The sequence below is a fragment of the Cupriavidus alkaliphilus genome, from assembly GCF_014191175.1.
Lineage (GTDB): Bacteria > Pseudomonadota > Gammaproteobacteria > Burkholderiales > Burkholderiaceae > Cupriavidus > Cupriavidus alkaliphilus.
Genome location: NZ_JACHWE010000003.1, coordinates 196626 through 218427 on the forward strand (window position 1 = coordinate 196626; position 21802 = coordinate 218427).

The following is a 21802-nucleotide window of genomic DNA, read 5'->3' on the forward strand; positions in this document are numbered from 1 at the left end:
CGGCGCATGCGCCGCAGCGCGGCCGCAAACATGGCGCGCAGCCCGCCGCAGCCGGGCTGCTGTCACAATTTCCGGGTCGGCGGGGAACGGGCTCTCATGTATAATCCCGATTTCCCCGGCAAGCTCGGTTTATGACCAAATTCGTCTTCGTCACCGGTGGCGTCGTCTCTTCTCTCGGCAAGGGCATCGCTGCTGCCTCGCTCGCGGCCATTCTTGAGTCGCGCGGCCTCAAAGTCACCCTCCTCAAGCTCGATCCCTACATCAACGTCGATCCCGGCACGATGAGCCCTTTCCAGCATGGCGAGGTGTTTGTCACGGAAGACGGTGCGGAAACCGACCTCGATCTCGGCCACTACGAGCGTTTCGTCTCGGCCAAGATGCGCAAGTCGAACAACTTCACCACCGGCCAGATCTACGAATCGGTGATCCGCAAGGAGCGCCGCGGCGAATACTTGGGCAAGACCGTGCAGGTGATCCCGCATATCACCAACGAGATCCAGGCCTTCGTCGAGAAGGGCGCGGCCGCGTCGCACGACGGCAAGGCCGATGTGGCGCTGGTGGAAATCGGCGGCACCGTGGGTGACATCGAGTCGCTGCCGTTCCTGGAAGCCGCGCGCCAGATGAGCCTGCGCATGGGCCGCAACCACTGCGCCTTCGTGCACCTGACGCTGGTGCCGTTCATTGCCAGCGCCGGCGAGCTGAAGACCAAGCCGACCCAGCACTCGGTGCAGAAGCTGCGCGAAATCGGCATCTCGCCCACCGCGCTGCTGTGCCGCGCCGACCGCCCGATCCCCGACGACGAGCGCGCCAAGATCTCGCTGTTCGCCAATATCCCGCAGGACGCCGTGATCTCGGTGTGGGACGCCGACAGCATCTACAAGATCCCGCAGATGCTCAACGAGCAGGGCCTGGACCGCCTGATCTGCGAGGAACTGCGCCTGGATCCCAAGCCGGCCGACCTGTCGATGTGGCAGAAGCTGGTCAACGCCCAGGAAAATCCCGAGCACGAAATCACCATCGGCATGGTCGGCAAGTACGTCGACCTGACCGAGTCGTACAAGTCGCTGATCGAGGCGCTGCGCCACGCCGGCATGCACACCGCCACGCGCGTCAATATCGAGTACATCGATTCCGAGGAACTGGAATCGGGCCACCTCGAAGTGCTGGCCCCGCTCGACGCGATCCTGGTGCCGGGCGGCTTCGGCAAGCGCGGCACCGAAGGCAAGATCCGCGCGATCCAGTACGCGCGCGAGAACAAGATCCCCTATCTGGGCATCTGCCTGGGCATGCAGCTGGCGGTGATCGAGTTTGCCCGCCACCTGGCCGGCATGGCCGACGCCAACTCGACCGAATTCAACCTGGAAACCGAGCACCCGGTGGTCGCGCTGATCACCGAGTGGGTCGACCGCGAAGGCAAGGTCGAGCAGCGCTCGGCCGATTCCGACCTGGGCGGCACCATGCGCCTGGGCGCGCAGCGCGTGCCGGTCAAGGAAGGCACCAAGGCCGCGGCCATCTACGGCGCCGAGGTCAACGAGCGCCACCGCCACCGCTACGAGGTCAACAACCACTACGTGCCGACGCTGGAAAAGGCCGGCATGGTGATCTCGGCGCGCACGCCGACCGAGAACCTGCCGGAAATGATGGAGCTGCCGGAGTCGATGCACCCGTGGTTCGTCGGCGTGCAGTTCCACCCGGAATTCACCTCGACCCCGCGCGACGGCCATCCGCTGTTCAAGGCCTACGTCGAAGCCGCGCTGGCCAGCCAGCAGCGCAAGGGCGCGTAAGGCCCGGCGCAAGCAGGAGAGACAGTCATGAAACTCTGTGGATTCGAGGCCGGCCTCGACCAGCCGTTCTTCCTGATCGCGGGTCCGTGCGTGATCGAGTCCGAGCAGATGGCGCTGGATACCGCGGGCGAGCTCAAGGCCATCACCACCGAGCTCGGCATCCCGTTCATCTACAAGTCGTCGTTCGACAAGGCCAACCGCTCGTCCGGCAAGTCGTTCCGCGGCCTCGGCATGGAGAAGGGCCTGGAGATCCTGGCCCACGTCAAGCGCGAGATCGGCGTGCCGGTGCTGACCGACATCCACGAGATCGACGAGGTCCAGCCCGTCGCCGCCGTGGTCGACGTGCTGCAGACGCCGGCGTTCCTGTGCCGCCAGACCGATTTCATCCGTGCCTGCGCGCAGAGCGGCAAGCCGGTGAATATCAAGAAGGGCCAGTTCCTGGCGCCGCACGACATGAAGAACGTGATCGACAAGGCGCGCGACGCTGCGCGCGAGGCCGGTCTGCCCGACGATGTCTTCATGGCCTGCGAGCGGGGCGTTTCGTTCGGCTACAACAACCTGGTGTCGGACATGCGCTCGCTGGCGATCATGCGCGAGACCGGCGCCCCGGTGGTATTCGACGCCACCCACTCGGTACAGCTGCCGGGCGGCCAGGGCACCAGCTCGGGCGGCCAGCGCGAGTTCGTGCCGGTGCTGTCGCGTGCCGCGGTCGCCACCGGCGTGGCGGGCCTCTTCATGGAAACGCATCCGGATCCGAGCAAGGCCATGTCCGATGGCCCCAACGCGGTGCCGCTGTCGCGCATGAAGGAACTGCTGGCCGTGCTCAAGGATCTGGACACGCTGGTCAAGCGCGCCGGCTTCCTGGAAGACAATTTCGGCTGGCCGGCCTGCGCCTGAGCCCGCCCCGTTTGTCGCCGCCGCGCCGGTCGCGCGCGCCGGCGGTGACAAACCATATCGAAAGACAATACAAAAAATCGGGAGATTCTCCATGGCCGCGGGCTTTATCATCGCCTACGTCGACGTGACCGACCCCCAGCAGTACGAGGAATACAAGGTGCTCTCGAGCAAGGCCATGCAGATTCATGGCGCCGAGGTGCTGGTGCGCGGCGGCAAGACCGAGGCGCTCGAGGGCGAATGGGCGCCGACGCGCGTCGTGGTGCTGAAATTCCCCAGCTATGACGCCGCCAAGGCCTTCCACGACGGCGAGGCCTACCGCGCCGCGCGCAAGTCGCGCGAGCACGCGGCGAAGATGAACATGATCGTGGTCGAAGGCGCCGCCTGAGCCGGCAGCCGCCAGGCAGCCGTCATGCGCGCATGACCTGCGCGCGTGACATGCGCCTGACACGCACGCAGGTTGAAGTGATCAGCAGCAAGAATCAACAGTCAGAGAGGAATTCATGAGTGCAATCGTAGATATCATCGGTCGCGAGGTTCTCGACTCCCGCGGCAATCCCACCGTCGAGTGCGACGTGCTGCTGGAATCCGGCGTGATGGGCCGCGCGGCGGTGCCGTCGGGCGCGTCGACCGGTTCGCGCGAAGCCATCGAGCTGCGTGACGGCGACAAGAGCCGCTACCTGGGCAAGGGCGTGCTGAAGGCCGTCGAGCACATCAACACCGAGATCTCCGAAGCCATCATGGGCCTGGATGCCTCCGAGCAGGCCTTCCTGGACCGCACCCTGATCGACCTCGACGGCACCGAGAACAAGGGCCGCCTGGGCGCCAACGCCATGCTGGCGGTGTCGATGGCGGTGGCCAAGGCCGCCGCCGAAGAAGCCGGCCTGCCGCTGTACCGCTACTTCGGCGGTTCGGGCGCAATGCAACTGCCGGTGCCGATGATGAACATCGTCAACGGCGGCGCGCACGCCAACAACAGCCTGGACATCCAGGAATTCATGATCATGCCGGTGTCGCAGACCAGCTTCCGCGAAGCCCTGCGCTGCGGCGCCGAGATCTTCCACGCACTGAAGAAGATCCTGGCCGACAAGGGCATGTCCACCGCGGTGGGCGACGAAGGCGGCTTCGCTCCCAACTTCTCGTCCAATGAAGAGTGCCTGAACACCGTCGTGCAGGCCATCGAGAAGGCCGGCTACCGTGCCGGCGAGGACGTGCTGCTGGCGCTGGACTGCGCCGCGAGCGAGTTCTACCACGAGGCCGAAGGCGTGTACCAGCTGGAAGGCGAAGGCCTGAAGCTGTCGTCGACCCAGTTCGCCGACTACCTGGCCAACCTGTGCGACAAGTTCCCCATCGTGTCGATCGAGGACGGCATGGCCGAAGGCGACTGGGACGGCTGGAAGACCCTGACCGACAAGCTCGGCAAGCGCGTGCAGCTGGTGGGCGACGACCTGTTCGTCACCAACACCAAGATCCTGAAGGAAGGCATCGAGAAGGGCATCGGCAACTCGATCCTGATCAAGATCAACCAGATCGGCACCCTGACCGAGACCTTTGCCGCCATCGAGATGGCCAAGCGCGCCGGCTACACCGCCGTGATCTCGCACCGCTCGGGCGAAACCGAAGACAGCACCATCGCCGACATCGCCGTGGGCACCAACGCCGGCCAGATCAAGACCGGCTCGCTGTCGCGCTCGGACCGCATGGCCAAGTACAACCAGCTGCTGCGCATCGAGGAAGACCTGGGCGATATCGCCAGCTACCCGGGCAAGGGCGCGTTCTACAACCTGCGCTGACGGTTTGCCGCGTCGCTCCCGCGCCAGCGGGAGCGACAGCGGGCGAATGGCATGGCGGCGGCCGGGACTTCCCGGCCGTCGCCGTTTTTGTATCGAAATCTGCCTGGCAATTGCCTTCCAGGCGGAGTTCGCAGATCATTGTGCGGAAATTCCTGTCCGCCATCTTTCATGCGCCTGATTTCGCTGCTGTTGTTCGTGCTGCTGCTTGCCATCCAGTACCCGCTCTGGCTTGGCAAGGGCGGCTGGCTGCGCGTGTGGGACCTGAACCGCCAGCTGACCGAGCAGGGCGCCCGCAACCAGACGCTCAAGCTGCGCAACGCCAAGCTGGAAGGCGAAGTGGCCGACCTGCAGGACGGCACCGGCGCCATCGAGGAACGCGCCCGCTATGAGCTGGGCATGGTGCGCGAAGGCGAGGTCTTCGTGCAGTTCGTGGCGCCGGCGCCCAAGGTCAGCGCCACGCCGCCGTTGCCGCCGCCGCCGAATTCGGTCGCCGGCCGGGGCGGCCACTAAGCCGTTTTCCGTGACTGCCGGCGGCCTGCTTCAAGCACGCCGCGGCGACCTCACCACCAGCCGTACGGATAGCCGCCCCAGCCCCAGCCGGGCATGCCGACGCTGACGCCGCCGCCCCAGCGGCCGCCACCCCATCCCCCGTAATACAGGTTCCAGCTGGTGTTGGGATAGGCATAGGCCGCGCGCGCGGCCGCGGCCTGCTGGTCCAGCGCGATCGCGGCGGCCTGGTCGCGCAGCACCTGCTGGTTGAGCGCGTCGAGCTTCTGCTGGTCTTCGGCGCTCAGCGGTGCCGGCGGCACGGCATTGGGCGCCAGCCGCGCGGTGGGCGGCGAGCCATTGGCGTCGCGCGGGATCTGCGCGCAACCGGCAGCCAGCAGCAGCGCGCCGAGCGCGGCGCATGCCGCCACGCCGCGCCGCGGCAGCCGGGCACGGGAAGCGAAGTCAGGCAGGGGAGGGTTGGCTCGGGCGGACATGGCGGTTCTCAGGCTGGCTGACCGGCAGCTGGATGCTGCCATCGTACAGCCGTTGGACCGGGCGGCAAGGCCGATGTTTCCAGCGCGCCGCGCGCCGGGTGTCCTGTACCGCCCGCGCCGGTGCGGCAGCGCACGCAGGCGCTGCCGAAGGCGGATCAGTGGTGCTGGCTGGCGCCCGCGCCGGCGCCGGTGGCGACCGGCGTGGCCGAGAACAGCTGCGCGCAGTCGACCGGGTCGAACTCATAGCGCTGGCCGCAGAAGTCGCAGTGGATTTCGACATGGCCGCGCTCGGCGATGATGCTGTCGATCTCCGCCTGGCCCAGCGACTGCAGCATGCCGGCCACCTTCGGGCGTGAGCAGCTGCAGTAAAAATGCGGCATCAGCGGCTCAAACACGCGCAGGCCGGCGTCCTGCAGGTCTTCCCAGAACAGGCGGCGCAGCAGCGTGTCGGGGGTCTCGGCCAGCAGTTCCTCGGCCTTCAGCGTGGTGCCGAGCTGTACCGCGCGGTCCCAGGTATCGAGATCCTGCGCCTTGGCGTGGCTGGCCAGCGGCGCGCCGGTCTCGCCGACTTCGGCGGTGCCGCCGTACGCCGGCAGCTTCTGCAGCAGCATGCCGGCGGCGACATGGTCGTCGGCGGCGAGCCACAGGCGCGTGTCGAGCTGCTCGGAGGCCTGCATGTAGTGCTCCAGCACGGCGCTGATCGAGCCCAGCGGGCCGTGCGCGTCGGCCAGCGGCACGATGCCCTGGTACGGCTGCTGGCCCGGAAGCTTGTCCTTGGGGTCCAGCGTGATGGCGAAGCGGCCGTGGCCGTGGGCGTTGACCATCTGCGCCAGCGTGGCATCGTCGGCCAGCTGTGCGCCTTCGGCCAGCTTGGCGGTCGCGCGCATCGACAGGTCGGACAGGCATTCCACCACCAGCATGCGCACCGGGCCGTCGCCATGCAGCTGCATCACCAGCGCCCCGTTGAACTTCAGGTTGGCCGACAGCAGCGCCGCGGCGGCCATCATCTCGCCCAGCAGCCGGCGCACCGGGGCAGGGTAGCTGTGGCGGCCGAGCACTTCTTGCCAGGTGGCTTCCATGCGCACCAGTTCGCCGCGCACGGGGGCCGCGTCGAACAGGAACTTCTGCAGGGTGTCGGGGGTGGTGGTATCGGTCACAATAATCGGTCGGGTTTCGGTAGAGGCTCGGCGGTCGTCAGCCGATCCGCTTGAGCTGTTGCTTGTACAGGGCCTGCCGCGTGGCGTAGGTCTCGGCGTTGCGGTACAGGTTGGCGACGTCGGCATCGGTCAGCTGGCGCACCACCTTGGCCGGCGCGCCCAGGATCAGCGAACGGTCCGGGAACACCTTGCCCTCGGTCACCACGGCGCCGGCGCCTACCAGGCATTCCTTGCCAATCACGGCACGGTTCAGCACCACGGCCTGGATCCCGATCAGCGAGCCTTCGCCCACGGTGCAGCCGTGCAGCATGGCCTGGTGGCCGATCGAGACCTTGTCGCCCAGCGTCAGCGGACAGCCCGGGTCGGTATGCAGCACCGAACCCTCCTGGATATTGGTGTCCGCGCCGACCACGATCGGCTCGTTGTCGCCGCGGATCACGACACCGGGCCAGGCGCTGGCGCGGGACTTTAGGGTCACGTTGCCGATGATGGTGGCTTCGGGGGCCACGTAGGCTTCGCTGTCGATACTGGGCTTGACGTCGCCGAGCTGGTAAAGCGCCATGAGGTCTCCTGCACGAATGGCTTTTGTTGAAGTGGGGGTTGCCGCCGGACTTTAAAGAGCCGGTGCCGGGGAACGGCGCCGCGCCGCGCTGCGCGGCAGGCGGGCGCCGGCCAGGCCCTACAATGGCGGCAGACCCGGATTTTACGCCCATGCCAGAAAAAACACCCGACGCCGCGCTGCCTGACCCGTCTCCTTCGCCACGCCGCCAGGCGCTGGCGGTGCTGTGCCTGACGGATCCGCGCGACAAGGCCGTGGCGGCGCGAGCACTTTATCGCCAGGCGATGACGTTGCCCGATTCCGCCCTGGAAGCGGGAGAGGCGATCCATGCCGAGGCCACCCACGCGATCCCTGGGCGACCGGCGCGCCCGGTGCTGGTGGCGCCCCAGCACGTCGAACGGCGCCGCTCGCTACAGACCCCGGCGGGGCGCGCGGCGATGATCCACGCGCTGTGCCATATCGAGTTCAATGCGATCAATCTGGCGCTGGACGCGGCCTGGCGCTTTGCCGGCATGCCGCCCGCGTATTACCGCGACTGGCTGCGCGTGGCCGATGAAGAGGCCTACCACTTCACGCTTCTGGCCGACCACCTCGGCACGCTCGGCGCCGCCTACGGTGACTTCCCGGCCCACAACAGCCTGTGGGAGATGACCGACAAGACCGCCGGCGACGTGCTGGCGCGCATGGCGCTGGTGCCGCGCACGCTGGAGGCGCGCGGGCTCGACGCCTCGCCGCCGGTGCGTGCCCGGCTGGCCGGCGCCGGCGACCATGCCGCCGCGGCCATCATCGACATCATCCTGCGCGACGAGGTCGGCCACGTCGCCATCGGCAACCACTGGTACCGCTGGCTGTGCGCGCAGCGCGGGCTCGATCCCGTGGCCACCTACGCGCGCCTGGCCGAGCAATACCGCGCGCCGAAGCTGCGCGGGCCCTTCAATCTCGAGGCGAGGCGCGCCGCGGGGTTTGACGAGGACGAGCTGGCCTGGCTGGAGGCCTCGGCCGGCTAACAGGCTTCAGTGGTGCGGCGGGAAGCCATGCCGGCGCGCCGACCACACCGCCAGCCATGTTGCCGCGAGCAGCGCCACCAGCACCGGCGGGAATACTGCGATGCCCGGCCCGTCGAGCAGCAGCCCGCCGATGACGCCGCCGCCGGCGATGGCGATGTTCCACGCCGTGACCAGCATCGACTGCGCCACGTCGGCGGAATGGCCGGCGGTCTTTGCCAGCGCGGTCTGGAACAGCGTGGAGACGCCGCCGAAGCCCAGGCCCCAGATCCCGGCCGCGCCATAAATCACCGCCTGGTGTGCGCCGCCGGCCGCGAGCGCCAGCACCGACAGCCCGAACAGCAGCGTGCTGGCCAGCGTCAGCGCCCGCAGCCACTTGTCGATCAGCAGGCCGGTGATCCAGATGCCGGCGAGCGAGGCCACGCCGAAAACGAGCAGCACAAGATCCAGCCGTGTCCCGGCGTTTGCCGCGCGCAGGAACGGCGAGACATAGGTGTAGAGGATGTTGTGCGCCAGCACGAAGGCAAGCGTCACGAACAGCACGGGGCGCACGCCCGGCAGGGTAAAGACGCGCGCTAGCGGCAGCCGCTGGCCGGCGGACTGGCCGGCAAAGTCCGGTACGGTCGCCAGCACCCAGGCAATCAGGCCCAGCGTCATCGCGCTGATGATGCCGAAGCCCGCCCGCCAGCCGATGATGGCACCGAGGAAGGTCCCGGACGGCACGCCCAGCGACAGGGCCAGGGGGATGCCCACCATCGCGACCGCAATGGCACGGCCCTTGAGGTGATCGGGAACCATGCGTGCGGCATAGCCGGCCAACAGGGCCCACAGCAGGCCCGCCGAAACGCCGGCGAGAAAGCGCGCCGCCATCGTCACGACATAGTCGCCTGACCAGGCCGTCACGGCGTTGGCGACGGCGAATCCCGCAATGGCAAGCACCAGCAGCGGCCGACGCCGCAGGGCCTGCGTGGCCGCCGTCAGCGGAATGGCGGCCACCAGCGAGCCGAGGGCGTAGATGGTGACCAACTGGCCGGCAAGCGGCTCGGAGATAGCGAGGCCCGCGCCGATCTGGGGCAGCAGCCCTGCCGGCAAGGCTTCGGTCAGCACGGTGATGAAGCCGGCGACGGCAAGCGCAAGCAGTGCCGGCAGCGGTAGCCGCTCAGGCTGCGCGCCCTGGTGTGCATGGTTCGCAAGTGTGTTGGTGGTTGTGGTCATGTTGGCGCCCTGGGTAGGGGTAAGGGGTTATGCGTTGCGAGTGGATGGCTGCGCGGCAGCGGGAGCGACCCCATAGACCGCGTCGCGCAGGTCGGTGACAAAGCGGCCTGACATGCCTTCGTACAGCGTGTTGGTGAACGCCACCACGCTCAGTCCCTGGCTGCGGTCGACGAACCAGGCGTGGCCGTAGGCGCCACCCCAGCGCCAGGTGCCGGCGGATTCCGGGGAACCTGCCCGGCGCGGATCGCGCAGCACCGAGAAGCCCAGCCCGAAGCCGGTTCCCGGCGCATCGGGCAGGTCCAGGCCGCCGGTATGGTCGCGTCCCATGTCCTCGACCAGAGAAGCGGGCAGCAACGTGCCGCCGCCCTGGCGCAAGCTCTCCAGCAGGCGCAGGAAGTCTTGCGCCGTGCCCGCCATGCCGGCGCCGCCGGATGGGTGCGCGCGCGCATTGAAGATGCGGGCAAGGCTGTAGCGAATGCCAACCGTGCCCTCGACCACAGGAACCACTTCGCCTTCGCGCAGGCGGCGTGGGCGAGGGTTGTCATTGACATACGGGGTCGGAACGCGATGCGGATCCCGCACCACGAAGCCCGTGTCGGCCATGCCCAGCGGGCCGGTGACCAATTGCCGCACGGCGGTGTCGAGCCGCGCCCCGTGGACGCGCTCGATCAGCGCACCGAGCACATCGGTCGCGAGCGAGTAGCCCCATGCGCTGCCCGGTTCGTACAGCAAGGGCACGCTGGCGATGCGCCGCAGGTTCTCGGCCAGGCTGATGGCGGCGTCGTCCATGCCATCGGAGACGCCGGCACGGGCATAGGGTCCGTCCGCGCCGGACTCGAAAAAGCGATAGCCCAGCCCCGCGGTATGGCTGAGCAGTTGCCGCGCCGTGATCCGTGCCGGTCCGCGGTCGGCCAGGCGCGGGCGGAATTCGGGCAGCCAACGGTCGATGCCCTGGTCGAGGTCGAGCCGGCCTTGTGCCGCCAGCACCAGCGCGGCCACGGAAACGATGGGCTTGCTCACGGAAGCCAGCCGGAAGACGGCATCCAGCGCCATCGACTGCCCGTTTTCCCGGTCGGCCAGGCCAGCCGCCTGCTGGTGGACCAGTGCGCCGTCACGGCTGACCAGCACGACGGCGCCGACCAGTCGCTGCTGGTCCAGTGCCTGCCGGATAACGGCGTCGACGCGGGCATTCACAGGCGCGGGGGATGCAGCGGACACACGGGGGCGTGGTGCGATCGTTGGGAGGGGCACAGCGAAATCCTTTTTCGATGAACGACCCGTCCACGATAAGGAACCAGCCATTAAAGAAAAAGTGGGCTACAGTTCCTTTTTCTCCGGAACTTTGTGTCCGCAATCGGAGGGCATCATGGACAGCCTCAGTGGCTTCGCGGTGTTTGTGCAGGTGGCCGAGACCCGCAGTTTTGTCGCGGCGGGGCGCCTGCTGGGGGTGTCGGCCTCTGCCGTCGGCAAGAGCGTGGCGCGGCTGGAGGAACGGCTTGGGGTGCGGCTGTTCCACCGCAGCACGCGCAGCGTCACGCTGACCGCTGAAGGCGCGCTGTTCCTGGAGCGCAGCCGCCGCGTGCTGGCGGAGATCGAAGCGGCGGAGCTGGAGCTGGCCGAGACCACCGCGGCGCCGCGCGGCCGCCTGCGCGTAAGCCTGCCGCTGGTCAGTTCACTGGTCTTGCCCGTGCTGGGCGATTTCATGCGCGCGTATCCGGACATAGAGCTGGACCTGGATTTCACGGACCAGCTGGTCGATGTCATCGAGGAGGGCTTCGATGCGGTGGTCCGCACCGGCGAGCCCGCGGACTCGCGCCTGTCGGCACGCTGGCTGGGTGCTTTCCAGGCGGTGCTGGTGGCGTCGCCCGAGTACCTGGCGCAGCGTGGCGCGCCCAAGGTGCCTGCCGACCTGGCCGGCCATGCCTGCCTGCATTACCGCTTTCCCCACACCGGCAAGCTTGAGGCATGGCCGCTGCGGCGCGCGCCGGGCGAGCCCGAGCTGGCGCCGCCGACATCGATGATCTGCAACAACCTCGAGACGCGTTTGTGTTTTGCGCTGCGCGGCCTGGGCATTGCCTGCCTGCCGGATTTCGCCATCCGCGAGCAGCTGGCCGACGGCAGCCTGTGCCAGGTACTGGCCGGCCATGTGGGGCCGGCCAAGGCATTCCACGTGCTCTGGCCGGCGAGCCGGCATGCCGCGCCCAAGGTACGGGCGCTGGTCGACTTCCTCTGCGCGCGGGTCTTCCCCGCCGACGAGGCGCGCGCCTAGGGCCTAGGCGCGCCTGGCGGCGCGCTCTTCCTCCAGCAGGCGCAACACCCGCCGCTGGATTTTCCCGGTCGTCGTCATCGGCAGCTGGTCGATGAATTCGATCGCCTTCGGGTATTCGTACGGCGCCAGCTGGCCGCGCACATGCGCCTGCAGTTCGGCGACCAGCGCCGCGTCGGCGTCGAACGAACGCGCGACCGACGGCGTCAGCACCACGAAGGCCTTGACCACCGCGCCGCGCTCCGGATCGGGCGACGGCACCACGGCGCAGTTGGAGACCGCCGGATGCTTGAGCAGGCAGTTCTCGATCTCGCTCGGCCCGATGCGGTAGCCGGAGGACTTGAACACATCGTCGGCGCGCCCCTGGTACCACAGGTAGCCGTCGGCATCGACGCGCGCCAGGTCGCCGGTGCGGCACCAGCGCAGGCCGTCGCGCTCGGTGTACTTGGCCGCGGTGGCGGCGTCGTTCTTCCAGTAGCCGAGGAAGAACACCGGGTCCGAATGCCCGGCGCCGTCGGTGGCGCACACCGCCACCTCGCCATCCTCGCCCGGCGCGCAGGGGCGGCCTTCGTCGTCGATCACCTGCACGCGGTGGCCGGGGTAGGGGCGACCCATCGAACCCGGCCGGGCCGGCCAGCCAAGCCGCTCGTCGTCGTTCTGCGCGGTGCAGTTGCCGACGATGTAGTTGATCTCGGTCTGGCCGAACATCTCGTTGACCAGCACACCGAGCGCGTCGCGGCACCAAGCGAACACGGTCTCGCCCACGGCCTCGCCGGCGCTCATCAGCGCGCGCAGGCGGATGTCGTAGTGACGGCGCGGCTCGGGGCAGGCCTTCATCATCTGCTTGAGCGCGGTCGGGAACAGGAAGGTGTTGGTAACGGCATAGCGCTCCAGCAGCTCGAAGGCACGCTCGGCGGAGAAGCGGCCCTGGTAGCCGACGATCGGCTTGCCGAAATACAGCGCCGGCATCAGCGCGTCCCACAGGCCGCCGGTCCAGGCCCAGTCGGCAGGGCTCCAGAACACATCGTCGTGCTGCGGATACCAGTTCTGCGAGCAGACGAAGCCGGTCAGGTTGCCGATCAGCGCGCGGTGCGGGATCAGCGCGCCCTTGGGCGGGCCGGTGGTGCCGCTGGTATAGATCAGCACTGCGGCCTCGTCGGCCTTGGTCTGCTCGGCGACAAAGGTCGGCAGCTGCGCCGCGAGCAGCAGGTCCCAGTCGTGGTCGCCGCGGCCGCGGGCGTCGCCGGCGGCGATCACGGTGGCCATGGTCGGGCATTCGGGGCGCGCCGCCAGCAGGTTGTCGATCGAGGTCTCGTCGGCGATGGCCACGCCGGCTTCGCTGTGCGCGATGCGGTAGGCCAGCGCCTCCGGCCCGAACAACATCGACAGCGGCATGGCGATGGCGCCCAGCTGGTAGATCGCCATATGCGCGATCACGGTCTCGATGCGCTGCGGCATCACGATGGCGACGCGGTCGCCGCGCGCCACGCCCAGCGCGCGCAGCGCCGCCGACAAGCGGTTGGCCTCGGCCTGGATATAGGCAAAGCTATGCGCGTTGCGGCGGCCGTCCTCATGCTCGGTATAGACCGCGATGCGGTCCATGCTGGCCGGGTCACGGGCCCAGCGGCCGCAGCAGGCTTCGGCGATGTTGAACTCGGCCGGAATCTCCCAGCGGAAGGAGTCGTACAGGGCGCGATAGTCGTCGCGCCGGCTTGCCGGCAAGGCAGCTGCGGCCATTCAGGGTCTCCATTGGGGTCCGCCTCGCGGCAAACGGCGAGCCGCTATAATGCGCACAAGCGAACGATCGTTCTATTTTGTCGTGGCTTCCCCGCCAACCCCCGCGGCGGGCAAGATCCCGACGCAAGGGTGGAGACAATGACAATCAAGGAAACCTCGCGGTCTGAATTTATCACGGTGCGCGGCCTGCGCTACCACGTGCGCCACTGGGGCACGTCCGGCGCGCGCAAGCTGTTCATGCTGCATGGGTGGATGGACGTGGCCGCGTCGTTCCAGTTCCTGGTCGACCACCTGCGCGGCGACTGGCATGTGATTGCGCCCGACTGGCGCGGTTTCGGCGCGACCGACTGGCCCACGCGCTACCCCGGCACGCAGTCGTACTGGTTTGCCGACTACCTCGCCGACCTGGAGGCCCTGCTCGACCACTATGCGCCCGACGGGCAGGTCGACCTGGTCGGTCACAGCATGGGCGCCAACGTGATCTGCCTGTATGCCGGCATCCGCCCGCAGCGCGTGCGCCGCGTGGTGGACCTGGAGGGCTTCGGCATGACCGCGACGCGGCCGGAGCAGGCGCCCCGGCGCTACGCGCGCTGGCTCGACGAAGTGCGCGCCGGCACCGAGCTGAAGACCTATGACAGCCTCGACGGCGTGGCCGCGCGCCTGCAGAAGACCAACCCACGCCTGCCGGACGAGCGCGCCGCGTTCCTGGCTGCGCACTGGTCGCGCCGCAACGCCGAGGGCCGCTGGGAGATCCTGGGCGACCCCGCGCACAAGCTGATCAACCCGATGCTGTACCGCCTCGACGAAGTGATGGCGGTGTGGGAGCAGGTCACCGCGCCCGTATTGCACGTCGAGGCGCGCGCTTCGGAGACGCTGCGCCATATCGCCCACAAGCAGGCCATCGATGAATTCAGGCAGCGCTTCCGCGCCTTCCGCGACTTCCGCGAGGCGGTGGTGGAGGACGCCGGCCACATGCTGCATCACGACCAGCCCGCCGCCGTGGCGGAACTGGTGGAATCGTTCTGCGCCGGCAGGTGATACCGGCGCATGGGCAGTCCACGCTTCAGGCGTGGGTGAGTTTTTCCTTCAGTGCGGCGTTGTTGCTGGTGTGCACGTGCACCAGCGCCTTTTCCGGGAAGGCGTAGTGGTAGGCGCGGCGCAGCGCCAGCGCGGCCTCGTGGAAGCCGGACAGGATCAGCTTCTGCTTGTTGGGGTAGAACGCGATATCGCCGGCGGCGAAGATGCCGCGGCGCGAGCTTTCGTAGGTGGTGGTGTCGACCAGGATGCGGCCGGCGCGCATGTCCAGGTCCCACTGCGCGATCGGGCCAGGCTCGGACACCAGGCCGTACAGTGCCACCAGCTCCTCGGCGGGCAGCACGGTGCTGCCGTCGCGGGTCCGCACTTCGACTTCGCTGAGCGCGCCGTCCGTACCTTCGGTGCGCAGTGCGCCCAGCATGCCGACCACGAAGTCCATTTCGCCCTCGGCCACCGCGCGGCGCATCTCGGCGACGGTGCCGTCGGCGGCGCGAAAGCCCTCGCGCCGGTGCAGCAGCGTCACGCGCGCGGCGACCTTGCGCAGCGCCAGCGCCCAGTCCAGCGCCGAGTCGCCGCCGCCGGCGACGACCACGCGCTTGCCGGCGAAGTGCGAGACATCGCGCACCCCGTAGTGCACGTGGCGGCCTTCCAGCGCCGGCGCCTCGGGCAGCGACACACGCTGCGGCGCAAACGCGCCCGCGCCGGCGCAGACCAGCACCGCGGCGACATCGAAGCGCTTGCCGCCGTCGGTCGTCACCAGCAGGCGCTCGTGCCCGGCATGGCCCTCCGGCGCTGCTGGCGCCGGGATTTCGGCGGCGCTTTCGGCGCGCTGGCCGAAGTGCATCGGGAAGTCGAACGGGGCGCATTGCTCCAGCAGCCGGTCCACCAGGTCCTGCGCCAGGCATCCCGGCACGGCGGGAATGTCGTAGATCGGCTTTTCCGGATACAGCTCGGTGCACTGGCCGCCGGCGCGGTCGAGCACATCGATCAGTTCACATTTCAGGCCTAGCACGCCGGCCTGGAACGCGGCGAACAGGCCGACCGGGCCCGCACCGACGATCAGGACATCGGTGGTGGTGACCGGGGCGGTGGCGGGAGCAGTGGCTGGGTTGGCGGTGGACATGGGGCATGGCAGGCACGCCAGGTGCCCGCGAATCGACGATGCAAAGCCCGACTATACCCCGCAGCCGGCGGCTTTCCGCCGACGCCAGCGTTGCCGGCATGGCTTTGCCTGGCCGGCCGGGGGGGCGGCGGCGCCGCGCAGGCCAGGTGCGACGGGAGTAGAATTGCCACCATGCAAAACGCCCACGCCATCAATGCCGACCTGCATTGCCATTCCACCGTTTCCGACGGCACGCTCGCGCCGCGCGCCGTGGCGCAGATCGCCCGCGACGCGGGGGTTGCGTACTGGGCGCTGACCGACCATGACGAGCTGGGCGGGCAGGCCGAGGCACGCGCCGCCGCCGAGGAATTCGGCATGCGCTATGTGCCGGGCGTCGAGATCTCGGTGACCTGGGCCGGACAGACCGTGCATATCGTCGGGCTGCAGATCGACCCGTTCTGCCCGGAACTGATCGATGGCCTGACCGAAACCCGCTCGGGCCGCGCGCGGCGCGCGCGCGATATCGCCGATGCGCTGGCCAGGGTGGGCATCGAGGGTGCCTATGAAGGGGCCCTGCAGTACGTGGGCAACCCGGACCTGATCTCGCGCACGCACTTTGCGCGCTGGCTGGTCGACCAGGGTCGCTGCGCCAGCATCGGTGATGTCTTCAGCGAGTACCTGTCCGAGGGCCGCCCTGGCTATGTCGGCCACCGCTGGGCCAGCCTGTCTGAAGCCGTGGGCTGGATACGCGCGGCCGGCGGCATCGCGGTGATGGCGCACCCGGGCCGCTACCACTACACCGACACCCAGCACGACGCACTGTTCGATGAATTCAAGGCGCTGGGCGGCGGTGCGGTCGAGGTGGTTACCGGCAGCCATACCCCCGACCAGTACCGCCGCTACGCCGAGGTGGCGCGGCACTACGGGCTGCTGGCTTCGCGCGGCACGGACTTCCACGGGCCTGGCGAGGGCAGGGTGGAACTCGGCACGCTGCCGCCGCTGCCGTCCACGGTCACGCCGGTCTGGCACGACTGGTAGGCACCCCGCCTGGCCGGGGCCAGCCCCCGGATGCCGCTCCGTTCCGTCCGACTCCGCTCCCTGGCCCATGTCCCAGTACTTCGAGATTCATCCGCTCAACCCGCAGTCGCGCCTGCTCAAGCAGGCGGCCCAGATCCTGCAGAAGGGCGGGCTGGTCGCGCTGCCGACCGACTCAAGCTATGCGCTGGCCTGCCGGCTCGACGACAAGGCCGCGGTCGAGCGCCTGCGCCGGCTGCGCGGCATCGACGACCGCCACCACCTGACGCTGATGTGCCGCGACCTGTCCGAGCTCGGCAACTTTGCCCGCGTCGACAACCGCCAATACCGCTGGCTCAAGGGCGCCACGCCGGGCCCGTACGTGTTTATCCTGGAAGCGACCAAGGAAGTGCCGCGGCGGCTGTCGCACCCGGCGCGCAAGACCATCGGCGTGCGCGTGCCCGAGCACGCCATCCCGCTGGCGCTGCTTGGCGAAACCGGCGAGCCGCTGATCTCGGCGACGCTGCAGCTGCCGGGCGACGAGGAACCGCTCAACGATCCGGCGCAGATCCGGGCGCGGCTGGAAAAACAGCTCGACCTCGTGGTGGACGGCGGGCCGGCGCCGGCGCAGCCGACCACGGTGATCGACCTGACCGGCGGCGAGCCCGAACTGGTCCGCGCCGGCCGCGGCGACATCGCCCGCTTCGGCCTCTGACCCGCGGCACCGCCGCGCCTTCGGTCGGGTGCACCAGCGTGCGCCCGGGCGCCGGCGGGCCGCTACAATAGCGCTCATGGATTCCTCCCTTATCCAGACCTTCGCGGTCTATGCCCTGCCGGTGCTGTTTGCGATCACGCTGCACGAGGCCTCGCACGGCTACGTGGCCAAGCTGTTCGGCGACAGCACGGCCTATGCGCTCGGGCGCGTCAGCCTGAACCCGATCCGCCATATCGACCCGATCGGCACCATCGCCGTGCCGCTGCTGCTGTACATCATGACCAGCGGCCAGTTCGTGTTCGGCTACGCCAAGCCGGTGCCGGTGGTGTTCGAGCGCCTGCGCAACCCGCGCTGGCATGGCATGTGGGTGGCGCTGGCGGGCCCGGCCAGCAACGTGGTGCAGGCCTTCGTGTGGGTGCTGCTGGCGATCGGCCTGACCTGGGGCGGCGTGCGCGAGCCGTTTTTCGGCGAGATGGCGCTGGCCGGCGTGCGCGTCAACCTGGTGGTGGCGGCCTTCAACCTGTTCCCGGTGCCGCCGCTGGATGGCGGGCGCGTGCTGACCGCGCTGCTGCCGCAGGGCATTGCGCGCGCGGTGTCGCGCATCGAGCCGTACGGCATTTTCGTGGTGCTGGCGCTGGTGGCCGCGGGGGTGATCACCACCATCTGGATGACGCCGGTGGTCAATGTGCTGATGTCCCTGATCGAGCTGCTGCTGCGCCCGATCGTGCTGCTGCTCAATTGACGGGGGCTGCCATGACGCTGTCGCATGCCGGCATTGCCGCGCCCTCCGCCTGGGTCACGCGCTGGGCGCATCTGCTGCGTCCGGGCGCACGGGTGCTGGACCTGGCCTGCGGCGGCGGCCGCCATGCCGCCTGGCTGGCGGCGCGCGGCCACCAGGTGCTGGCGGTCGACCGCGATGCCGACGCCATCGCCGGCCTGCCCGCCGGCGTCACCGGGCGCGTGGCCGACCTGGAGCAGGGCGACTGGCCGCTGGCCGGCGCGGCGCCGTTCGACGCCATCGTCGTCACCAACTACCTGCACCGGCCGCTGTGGCCGCACCTGGCGGCCGCGCTGGCGCCGGGCGGCTGCTGGATCTACGAAACCTTCGCCGCCGGCAACGAGACCGTGGGCAAGCCGTCGCGGCCGGATTTCCTGCTGCGCCCCGGCGAGCTGCTCGAGGTCGCGCGCGCCCATGGGCTGCGGGTGGTGGCTTACGAGGACGGCGTGGTCGAAGTGCCGAAAACAGCCTTCGTGCAGCGCCTATGTGCGGTGCGCGAGGCGGCGCCGGCGGCCGGTGCGGCCGCGCCGCCACGCTACCGGCTCGATCCCTGAGCGGCGCGCCGCGGTGTCGGCGCAAACGGCGCCGCACGCGTTGAAACAGTTGGTATCAACCCCTGTCCGGGCAGCGGTCGAAGCGGCCTGCGGTTCCGGTACAATCCCGTTATTCGCATCCCGAATTCCCTAACGTTATGACACAGATTACCGGCAGCATCGTTGCCATCGTCACCCCGATGCAAGAGGACGGCAGCCTGGACTTCCCGGCCCTGCGCGCACTGGTCGACTGGCACGTTGCCGAAGGCACCGACGCCATCGTGATCGTGGGCACCACCGGCGAGTCCCCGACGGTGACCGTCGAGGAGCACTGCGAACTGATCCGCGTTGCCGTCGAACAGGCCGGCAAGCGCATCCCGATCATCGCGGGGACCGGCGGCAATTCCACCAAGGAAGCGATCGAGCTGACCGCCTTCGCCAAGAAGGTGGGCGCCGATGCCTCGCTGCAGGTCGTGCCGTACTACAACAAGCCGACCCAGGAAGGCATGTACCGGCATTTCCGCACCATCGCCGAGGCGGTGGACCTGCCGGTGCTGCTGTACAACGTCCCCGGCCGCACGGTCGCGGACATGAACAACGAGACCATCCTGCGCCTGGCGCAGGTGCCGGGCATCGTCGGCGTCAAGGAAGCGACCGGCAACATCGACCGTGCCGCGCAGCTGATCAAGGGCGCGCCGGAAGGCTTCGCCATCTACAGCGGCGACGATCCCACCGCGGTGGCGCTGATCCTGCTGGGCGGCCACGGCAACATCTCGGTGACCGCTAACGTGGCGCCGCGCAAGATGCACGAGATGTGCGCGGCGGCACTGAAGGGCGACGTCGTGACCGCGCGCCGCCTGCATATGGAACTGATCGGGCTGAACCAGGCCATGTTCATCGAAGCCAATCCGATCCCGGTCAAGTGGGCGCTCCAGCAGATGGGCAAGATGGCAGGCGGTATCCGCCTGCCGCTGACCCCGCTGTCCGAGGGCAACCACGACTATGTACGCAAGGCACTGGCCGCCGCCGGCCTGCTGGCCTGATTCTTCGCGGCGTCCTGCTGTCCGCCTTATCTATTAGGATTGCGTGTCAATGAAACTGAAGCTTAACCGCCGCGGCGCGACGCAAGTCCGCCGCGCCGCCCTGGTTGTGCCCGTGCTCGCCGCCGGTGTGTTGACCGGCTGCAGCAGCCTCAACGAGGCCATGCAGCCCGACAAGATCGACTACAAGTCGTCGGCCTCGAAGCGCACGCCCACGCTGGACGTGCCGCCCGACCTGACCAAGCTGGAAGGCGACCGCCGTTACTCGGTGCCCGATGCCAACGGCACCTCGACGCTGTCGACCTACAGCCAGGCCACCAAGGTGCGCGAGCAATCGCCGACCGAGAACGTGCTGCCGTCGGCGCAGGGCATCCGCATGGAGCGCGACGGCAACCAGCGCTGGCTGGTGATCAGCAATGGCATGCGCGGCGACCAGCTGTGGCAGCAACTGCGCGGCTTCTGGCAGGAGAGCGGTTTCCTGCTGGTGCAGGACTCGCCCGAGACCGGCATCATGGAAACCGACTGGGCCGAGAACCGCGCCAAGATCCCGCAGGACATCATCCGCAACACCATCGGCAAGGTGTTCGACGGCCTGTACTCGACCTCGGAGCGCGACAAGTTCCGCACCCGCGTCGAGCGCGCGCAGAACGGCACGCTGGAAGTCTTCATCAGCCACCGCGGCGCGCAGGAACAGCTGACCGGCATCGACAAGTCCAGCACGGTCTGGACCACGCGGCCGGCCGATCCTGAGCTGGAAGCCGAATTCCTGTCGCGCCTGGCCCAGCGCCTGGGCGTGCAGAAGGAGCAGGCCGACCGCATGGCCAAGAACCCGGCGCCGGCCGGCAATACCGCGGCGGCGGCGGGCGCTGCCGCGGGCACCGCTGCCGCAGCGGGTGCCACGGCCGGCACCGATGGCGCCGCGCCGAACAAGTCGTACCTGGCCCAGGTCAACGGGGCTCCGGCGCTGCAGCTGCCCGAGCCGTTCGACCGCGCCTGGCGCTCGGTGGGGCTGTCGCTGGACCGCGTCAACTTTACCGTCGAAGACCGCGATCGCGGGCAGGGGCTGTACTTCGTGCGCTATGTCGACCCGCGCAACACGGTCGACAACCGCGGCTTCTTCTCCAAGCTGTTCACCAAGCCGGACGATCCCAAGACCGCCAAGAAGTACCGCGTCTCGCTCAAGGGCACGGGCAGCGGTACGCTGGTGACGGTGCTCAACGACGCCGGCCAGCCGGAGAACGGCGAAGTCGGCAAGCGCATCCTGTCGCTGATCGACGAGCAACTGCACTGAGCCGGCGCATGATTGCTGGCTTGCCAACCGGCCGTCCTGGCCGGTGCCTGGCGGGGAGGGCGCGGCCATGATGCGCTTCGCCTTCCTCGGCAGCGGCAGCGAGGGCAACTCGCTGCTGATCGAATCCCGCGAAGACACCACCACCACGCGCGTGCTGCTGGACTGCGGCTTCGGCATCCGCGAGACCGCCCGGCGCCTGGAGCGCCTGGGCGTCACGCCGGACCAGCTGGACGCCGTGCTGGTCACGCACGAGCATGGCGACCATGTCGGTTCGGCCTATGCCTTTGCCGCCCGTCATCGCCTGACGGTCTATACCAGCCACGGCACCTGGCTGGCCACCTCGCACCTGCGCGGTGCCGACGTGGCCGACGTGCGGGTCTGCTGCGCCGACCATGGCTTCGCCATTGGCGGCCTGCACGTGTTGCCCTATACCGTGCCGCACGACGCGCGCGAGCCGGTGCAGTTCGTGCTGTCGGACGGGCAGGCACGGTTGGGCGTGCTGACCGATGCGGGCATGGAAACGCCTTATGTGACCGCGCGCCTGGCGGGCGTCGATGCGCTGGTGCTCGAATGCAACCATGACCGCGAGATGCTGCGCAATTCGGTATATCCGGCCTCGCTCAAGCGGCGCATCGGCGGCGACTTCGGCCACCTGGCCAATGAAGTGGCGGCCAGCATCCTGGCGCAGGTAGCCCATGACGGGCTGAACCGCGTGGTGGCGGCCCACCTGAGCAAGCAAAACAATACGCGTGCACTGGCCACCGGCGCGCTGGCGGCGGCGCTGGGCGCCAGGCCGAGCGAAGTGCTGGTGGCGGATCAGGAAGAAGGCCTGGCGTGGCAGGCGGTGCGGGCCTGAGGCCCGAGGCGGCAGGGGCCGTGCGAGGGCGCGCCCCAAAAACAAA

The 21802-nt window shown here is 68.9% G+C and carries 22 protein-coding genes; 15 read left to right on the forward strand and 7 right to left on the reverse strand.

Annotated elements, in window-relative coordinates:
* The first annotated feature begins 131 nt into the window (after positions 1 to 131).
* From pyrG to ftsB, 5 genes are all read left to right on the forward strand, one after another.
* Positions 132 to 1784: a CTP synthase gene (gene pyrG, locus FHX60_RS12350; protein ID WP_092313816.1), complete on the forward strand. Its 1653-nt coding sequence runs from the start codon at positions 132 to 134 to the stop codon at positions 1782 to 1784.
* A gap of 27 nt (positions 1785 to 1811) precedes the next feature.
* Entirely contained in the window at positions 1812 to 2681 is an 870-nt protein-coding gene (kdsA, locus tag FHX60_RS12355) for a 3-deoxy-8-phosphooctulonate synthase (RefSeq protein WP_183283513.1), read from the forward strand.
* Positions 2682 to 2772: 91 nt separating this feature from the next.
* Complete coding sequence (locus FHX60_RS12360; protein ID WP_092313810.1) at positions 2773 to 3066, forward strand: DUF1330 domain-containing protein; 294 nt, start codon at positions 2773 to 2775, stop codon at positions 3064 to 3066.
* 115 nt (positions 3067 to 3181) lie between these two features.
* Positions 3182 to 4471 (forward strand): phosphopyruvate hydratase, encoded by a 1290-nt coding sequence (gene eno, locus FHX60_RS12365; protein ID WP_092313807.1) that lies wholly within the window; start codon positions 3182 to 3184, stop codon positions 4469 to 4471.
* Between the two features lie 168 nt (positions 4472 to 4639).
* Positions 4640 to 4981: a cell division protein FtsB gene (ftsB, locus tag FHX60_RS12370; protein WP_025582264.1), complete on the forward strand. Its 342-nt coding sequence runs from the start codon at positions 4640 to 4642 to the stop codon at positions 4979 to 4981.
* A gap of 50 nt (positions 4982 to 5031) precedes the next feature.
* Here the strand turns inward: ftsB and FHX60_RS12375 are convergent, their stop codons facing one another.
* The 3 genes from FHX60_RS12375 to FHX60_RS12385 form a co-directional block, all read right to left on the reverse strand.
* Positions 5032 to 5454 carry a hypothetical protein gene (locus FHX60_RS12375; RefSeq protein ID WP_092313804.1) on the reverse strand — a complete coding sequence of 141 codons (423 nt, stop codon included), beginning with the start codon at positions 5452 to 5454 and terminating at the stop codon, positions 5032 to 5034.
* A 155-nt stretch (positions 5455 to 5609) separates the two neighbouring features.
* Positions 5610 to 6611, reverse strand: coding sequence for an Hsp33 family molecular chaperone HslO (gene hslO, locus FHX60_RS12380; RefSeq protein ID WP_183283514.1), 1002 nt, complete (start codon positions 6609 to 6611; stop codon positions 5610 to 5612).
* A 37-nt stretch (positions 6612 to 6648) separates the two neighbouring features.
* The gene (locus tag FHX60_RS12385) at positions 6649 to 7173 is read right to left on the reverse strand and encodes a gamma carbonic anhydrase family protein (RefSeq protein WP_018006882.1); all 525 of its coding nucleotides are present in this window, start codon (positions 7171 to 7173) and stop codon (positions 6649 to 6651) included.
* Positions 7174 to 7322: 149 nt separating this feature from the next.
* Between FHX60_RS12385 and FHX60_RS12390 the strand changes: the two genes are divergently transcribed.
* On the forward strand, positions 7323 to 8177 hold the full coding sequence (locus tag FHX60_RS12390) for a ferritin-like domain-containing protein (RefSeq protein ID WP_260163863.1): 855 nt from the start codon (positions 7323 to 7325) through the stop codon (positions 8175 to 8177).
* A gap of 6 nt (positions 8178 to 8183) precedes the next feature.
* On the opposite strand, the gene FHX60_RS12395 is transcribed toward FHX60_RS12390, so the two are convergent.
* Both FHX60_RS12395 and FHX60_RS12400 read right to left on the reverse strand, forming a co-directional pair.
* On the reverse strand, positions 8184 to 9389 hold the full coding sequence (locus FHX60_RS12395; protein ID WP_183283516.1) for an MFS transporter: 1206 nt from the start codon (positions 9387 to 9389) through the stop codon (positions 8184 to 8186).
* Between the two features lie 27 nt (positions 9390 to 9416).
* Complete coding sequence (locus tag FHX60_RS12400; protein WP_183283517.1) at positions 9417 to 10691, reverse strand: serine hydrolase domain-containing protein; 1275 nt, start codon at positions 10689 to 10691, stop codon at positions 9417 to 9419.
* Positions 10692 to 10755: 64 nt separating this feature from the next.
* Here FHX60_RS12400 and FHX60_RS12405 point away from each other — a divergent pair, with 64 nt between their 5' ends.
* A complete protein-coding gene (locus FHX60_RS12405; protein ID WP_183283518.1) occupies positions 10756 to 11658 on the forward strand; it encodes a LysR family transcriptional regulator in 903 nt (300 codons plus the stop codon).
* A gap of 3 nt (positions 11659 to 11661) precedes the next feature.
* Here the strand turns inward: FHX60_RS12405 and FHX60_RS12410 are convergent, their stop codons facing one another.
* Positions 11662 to 13392 carry an acetate--CoA ligase gene (locus FHX60_RS12410; protein ID WP_183283519.1) on the reverse strand — a complete coding sequence of 577 codons (1731 nt, stop codon included), beginning with the start codon at positions 13390 to 13392 and terminating at the stop codon, positions 11662 to 11664.
* Between the two features lie 138 nt (positions 13393 to 13530).
* On the opposite strand from FHX60_RS12410, the gene FHX60_RS12415 reads away from it, so the two are divergent.
* Positions 13531 to 14430 (forward strand): alpha/beta fold hydrolase, encoded by a 900-nt coding sequence (locus FHX60_RS12415; protein ID WP_183283520.1) that lies wholly within the window; start codon positions 13531 to 13533, stop codon positions 14428 to 14430.
* A gap of 25 nt (positions 14431 to 14455) precedes the next feature.
* On the opposite strand, the gene FHX60_RS12420 is transcribed toward FHX60_RS12415, so the two are convergent.
* Positions 14456 to 15550, reverse strand: coding sequence for an NAD(P)/FAD-dependent oxidoreductase (locus FHX60_RS12420; protein ID WP_183283521.1), 1095 nt, complete (start codon positions 15548 to 15550; stop codon positions 14456 to 14458).
* A 171-nt stretch (positions 15551 to 15721) separates the two neighbouring features.
* On the opposite strand from FHX60_RS12420, the gene FHX60_RS12425 reads away from it, so the two are divergent.
* From FHX60_RS12425 to FHX60_RS12455, 7 genes are all read left to right on the forward strand, one after another.
* Positions 15722 to 16567, forward strand: a complete 846-nt coding sequence (locus FHX60_RS12425; RefSeq protein WP_092313776.1) for a 3',5'-nucleoside bisphosphate phosphatase — start codon at positions 15722 to 15724, stop codon at positions 16565 to 16567.
* 67 nt (positions 16568 to 16634) lie between these two features.
* Entirely contained in the window at positions 16635 to 17258 is a 624-nt protein-coding gene (locus FHX60_RS12430; protein WP_092313773.1) for an L-threonylcarbamoyladenylate synthase, read from the forward strand.
* 76 nt (positions 17259 to 17334) lie between these two features.
* Positions 17335 to 18000 (forward strand): site-2 protease family protein, encoded by a 666-nt coding sequence (locus FHX60_RS12435; RefSeq protein ID WP_012352471.1) that lies wholly within the window; start codon positions 17335 to 17337, stop codon positions 17998 to 18000.
* 11 nt (positions 18001 to 18011) lie between these two features.
* Positions 18012 to 18590, forward strand: a complete 579-nt coding sequence (locus FHX60_RS12440) for a class I SAM-dependent methyltransferase (RefSeq protein ID WP_183283522.1) — start codon at positions 18012 to 18014, stop codon at positions 18588 to 18590.
* Between the two features lie 137 nt (positions 18591 to 18727).
* Positions 18728 to 19612 (forward strand): 4-hydroxy-tetrahydrodipicolinate synthase, encoded by an 885-nt coding sequence (gene dapA, locus FHX60_RS12445; protein ID WP_092313767.1) that lies wholly within the window; start codon positions 18728 to 18730, stop codon positions 19610 to 19612.
* A gap of 49 nt (positions 19613 to 19661) precedes the next feature.
* Positions 19662 to 20900: an NlpB/DapX family lipoprotein gene (bamC, locus tag FHX60_RS12450; protein WP_183283523.1), complete on the forward strand. Its 1239-nt coding sequence runs from the start codon at positions 19662 to 19664 to the stop codon at positions 20898 to 20900.
* Positions 20901 to 20967: 67 nt separating this feature from the next.
* On the forward strand, positions 20968 to 21756 hold the full coding sequence (locus FHX60_RS12455; protein ID WP_112775380.1) for an MBL fold metallo-hydrolase: 789 nt from the start codon (positions 20968 to 20970) through the stop codon (positions 21754 to 21756).
* Positions 21757 to 21802 lie beyond the last annotated feature (46 nt).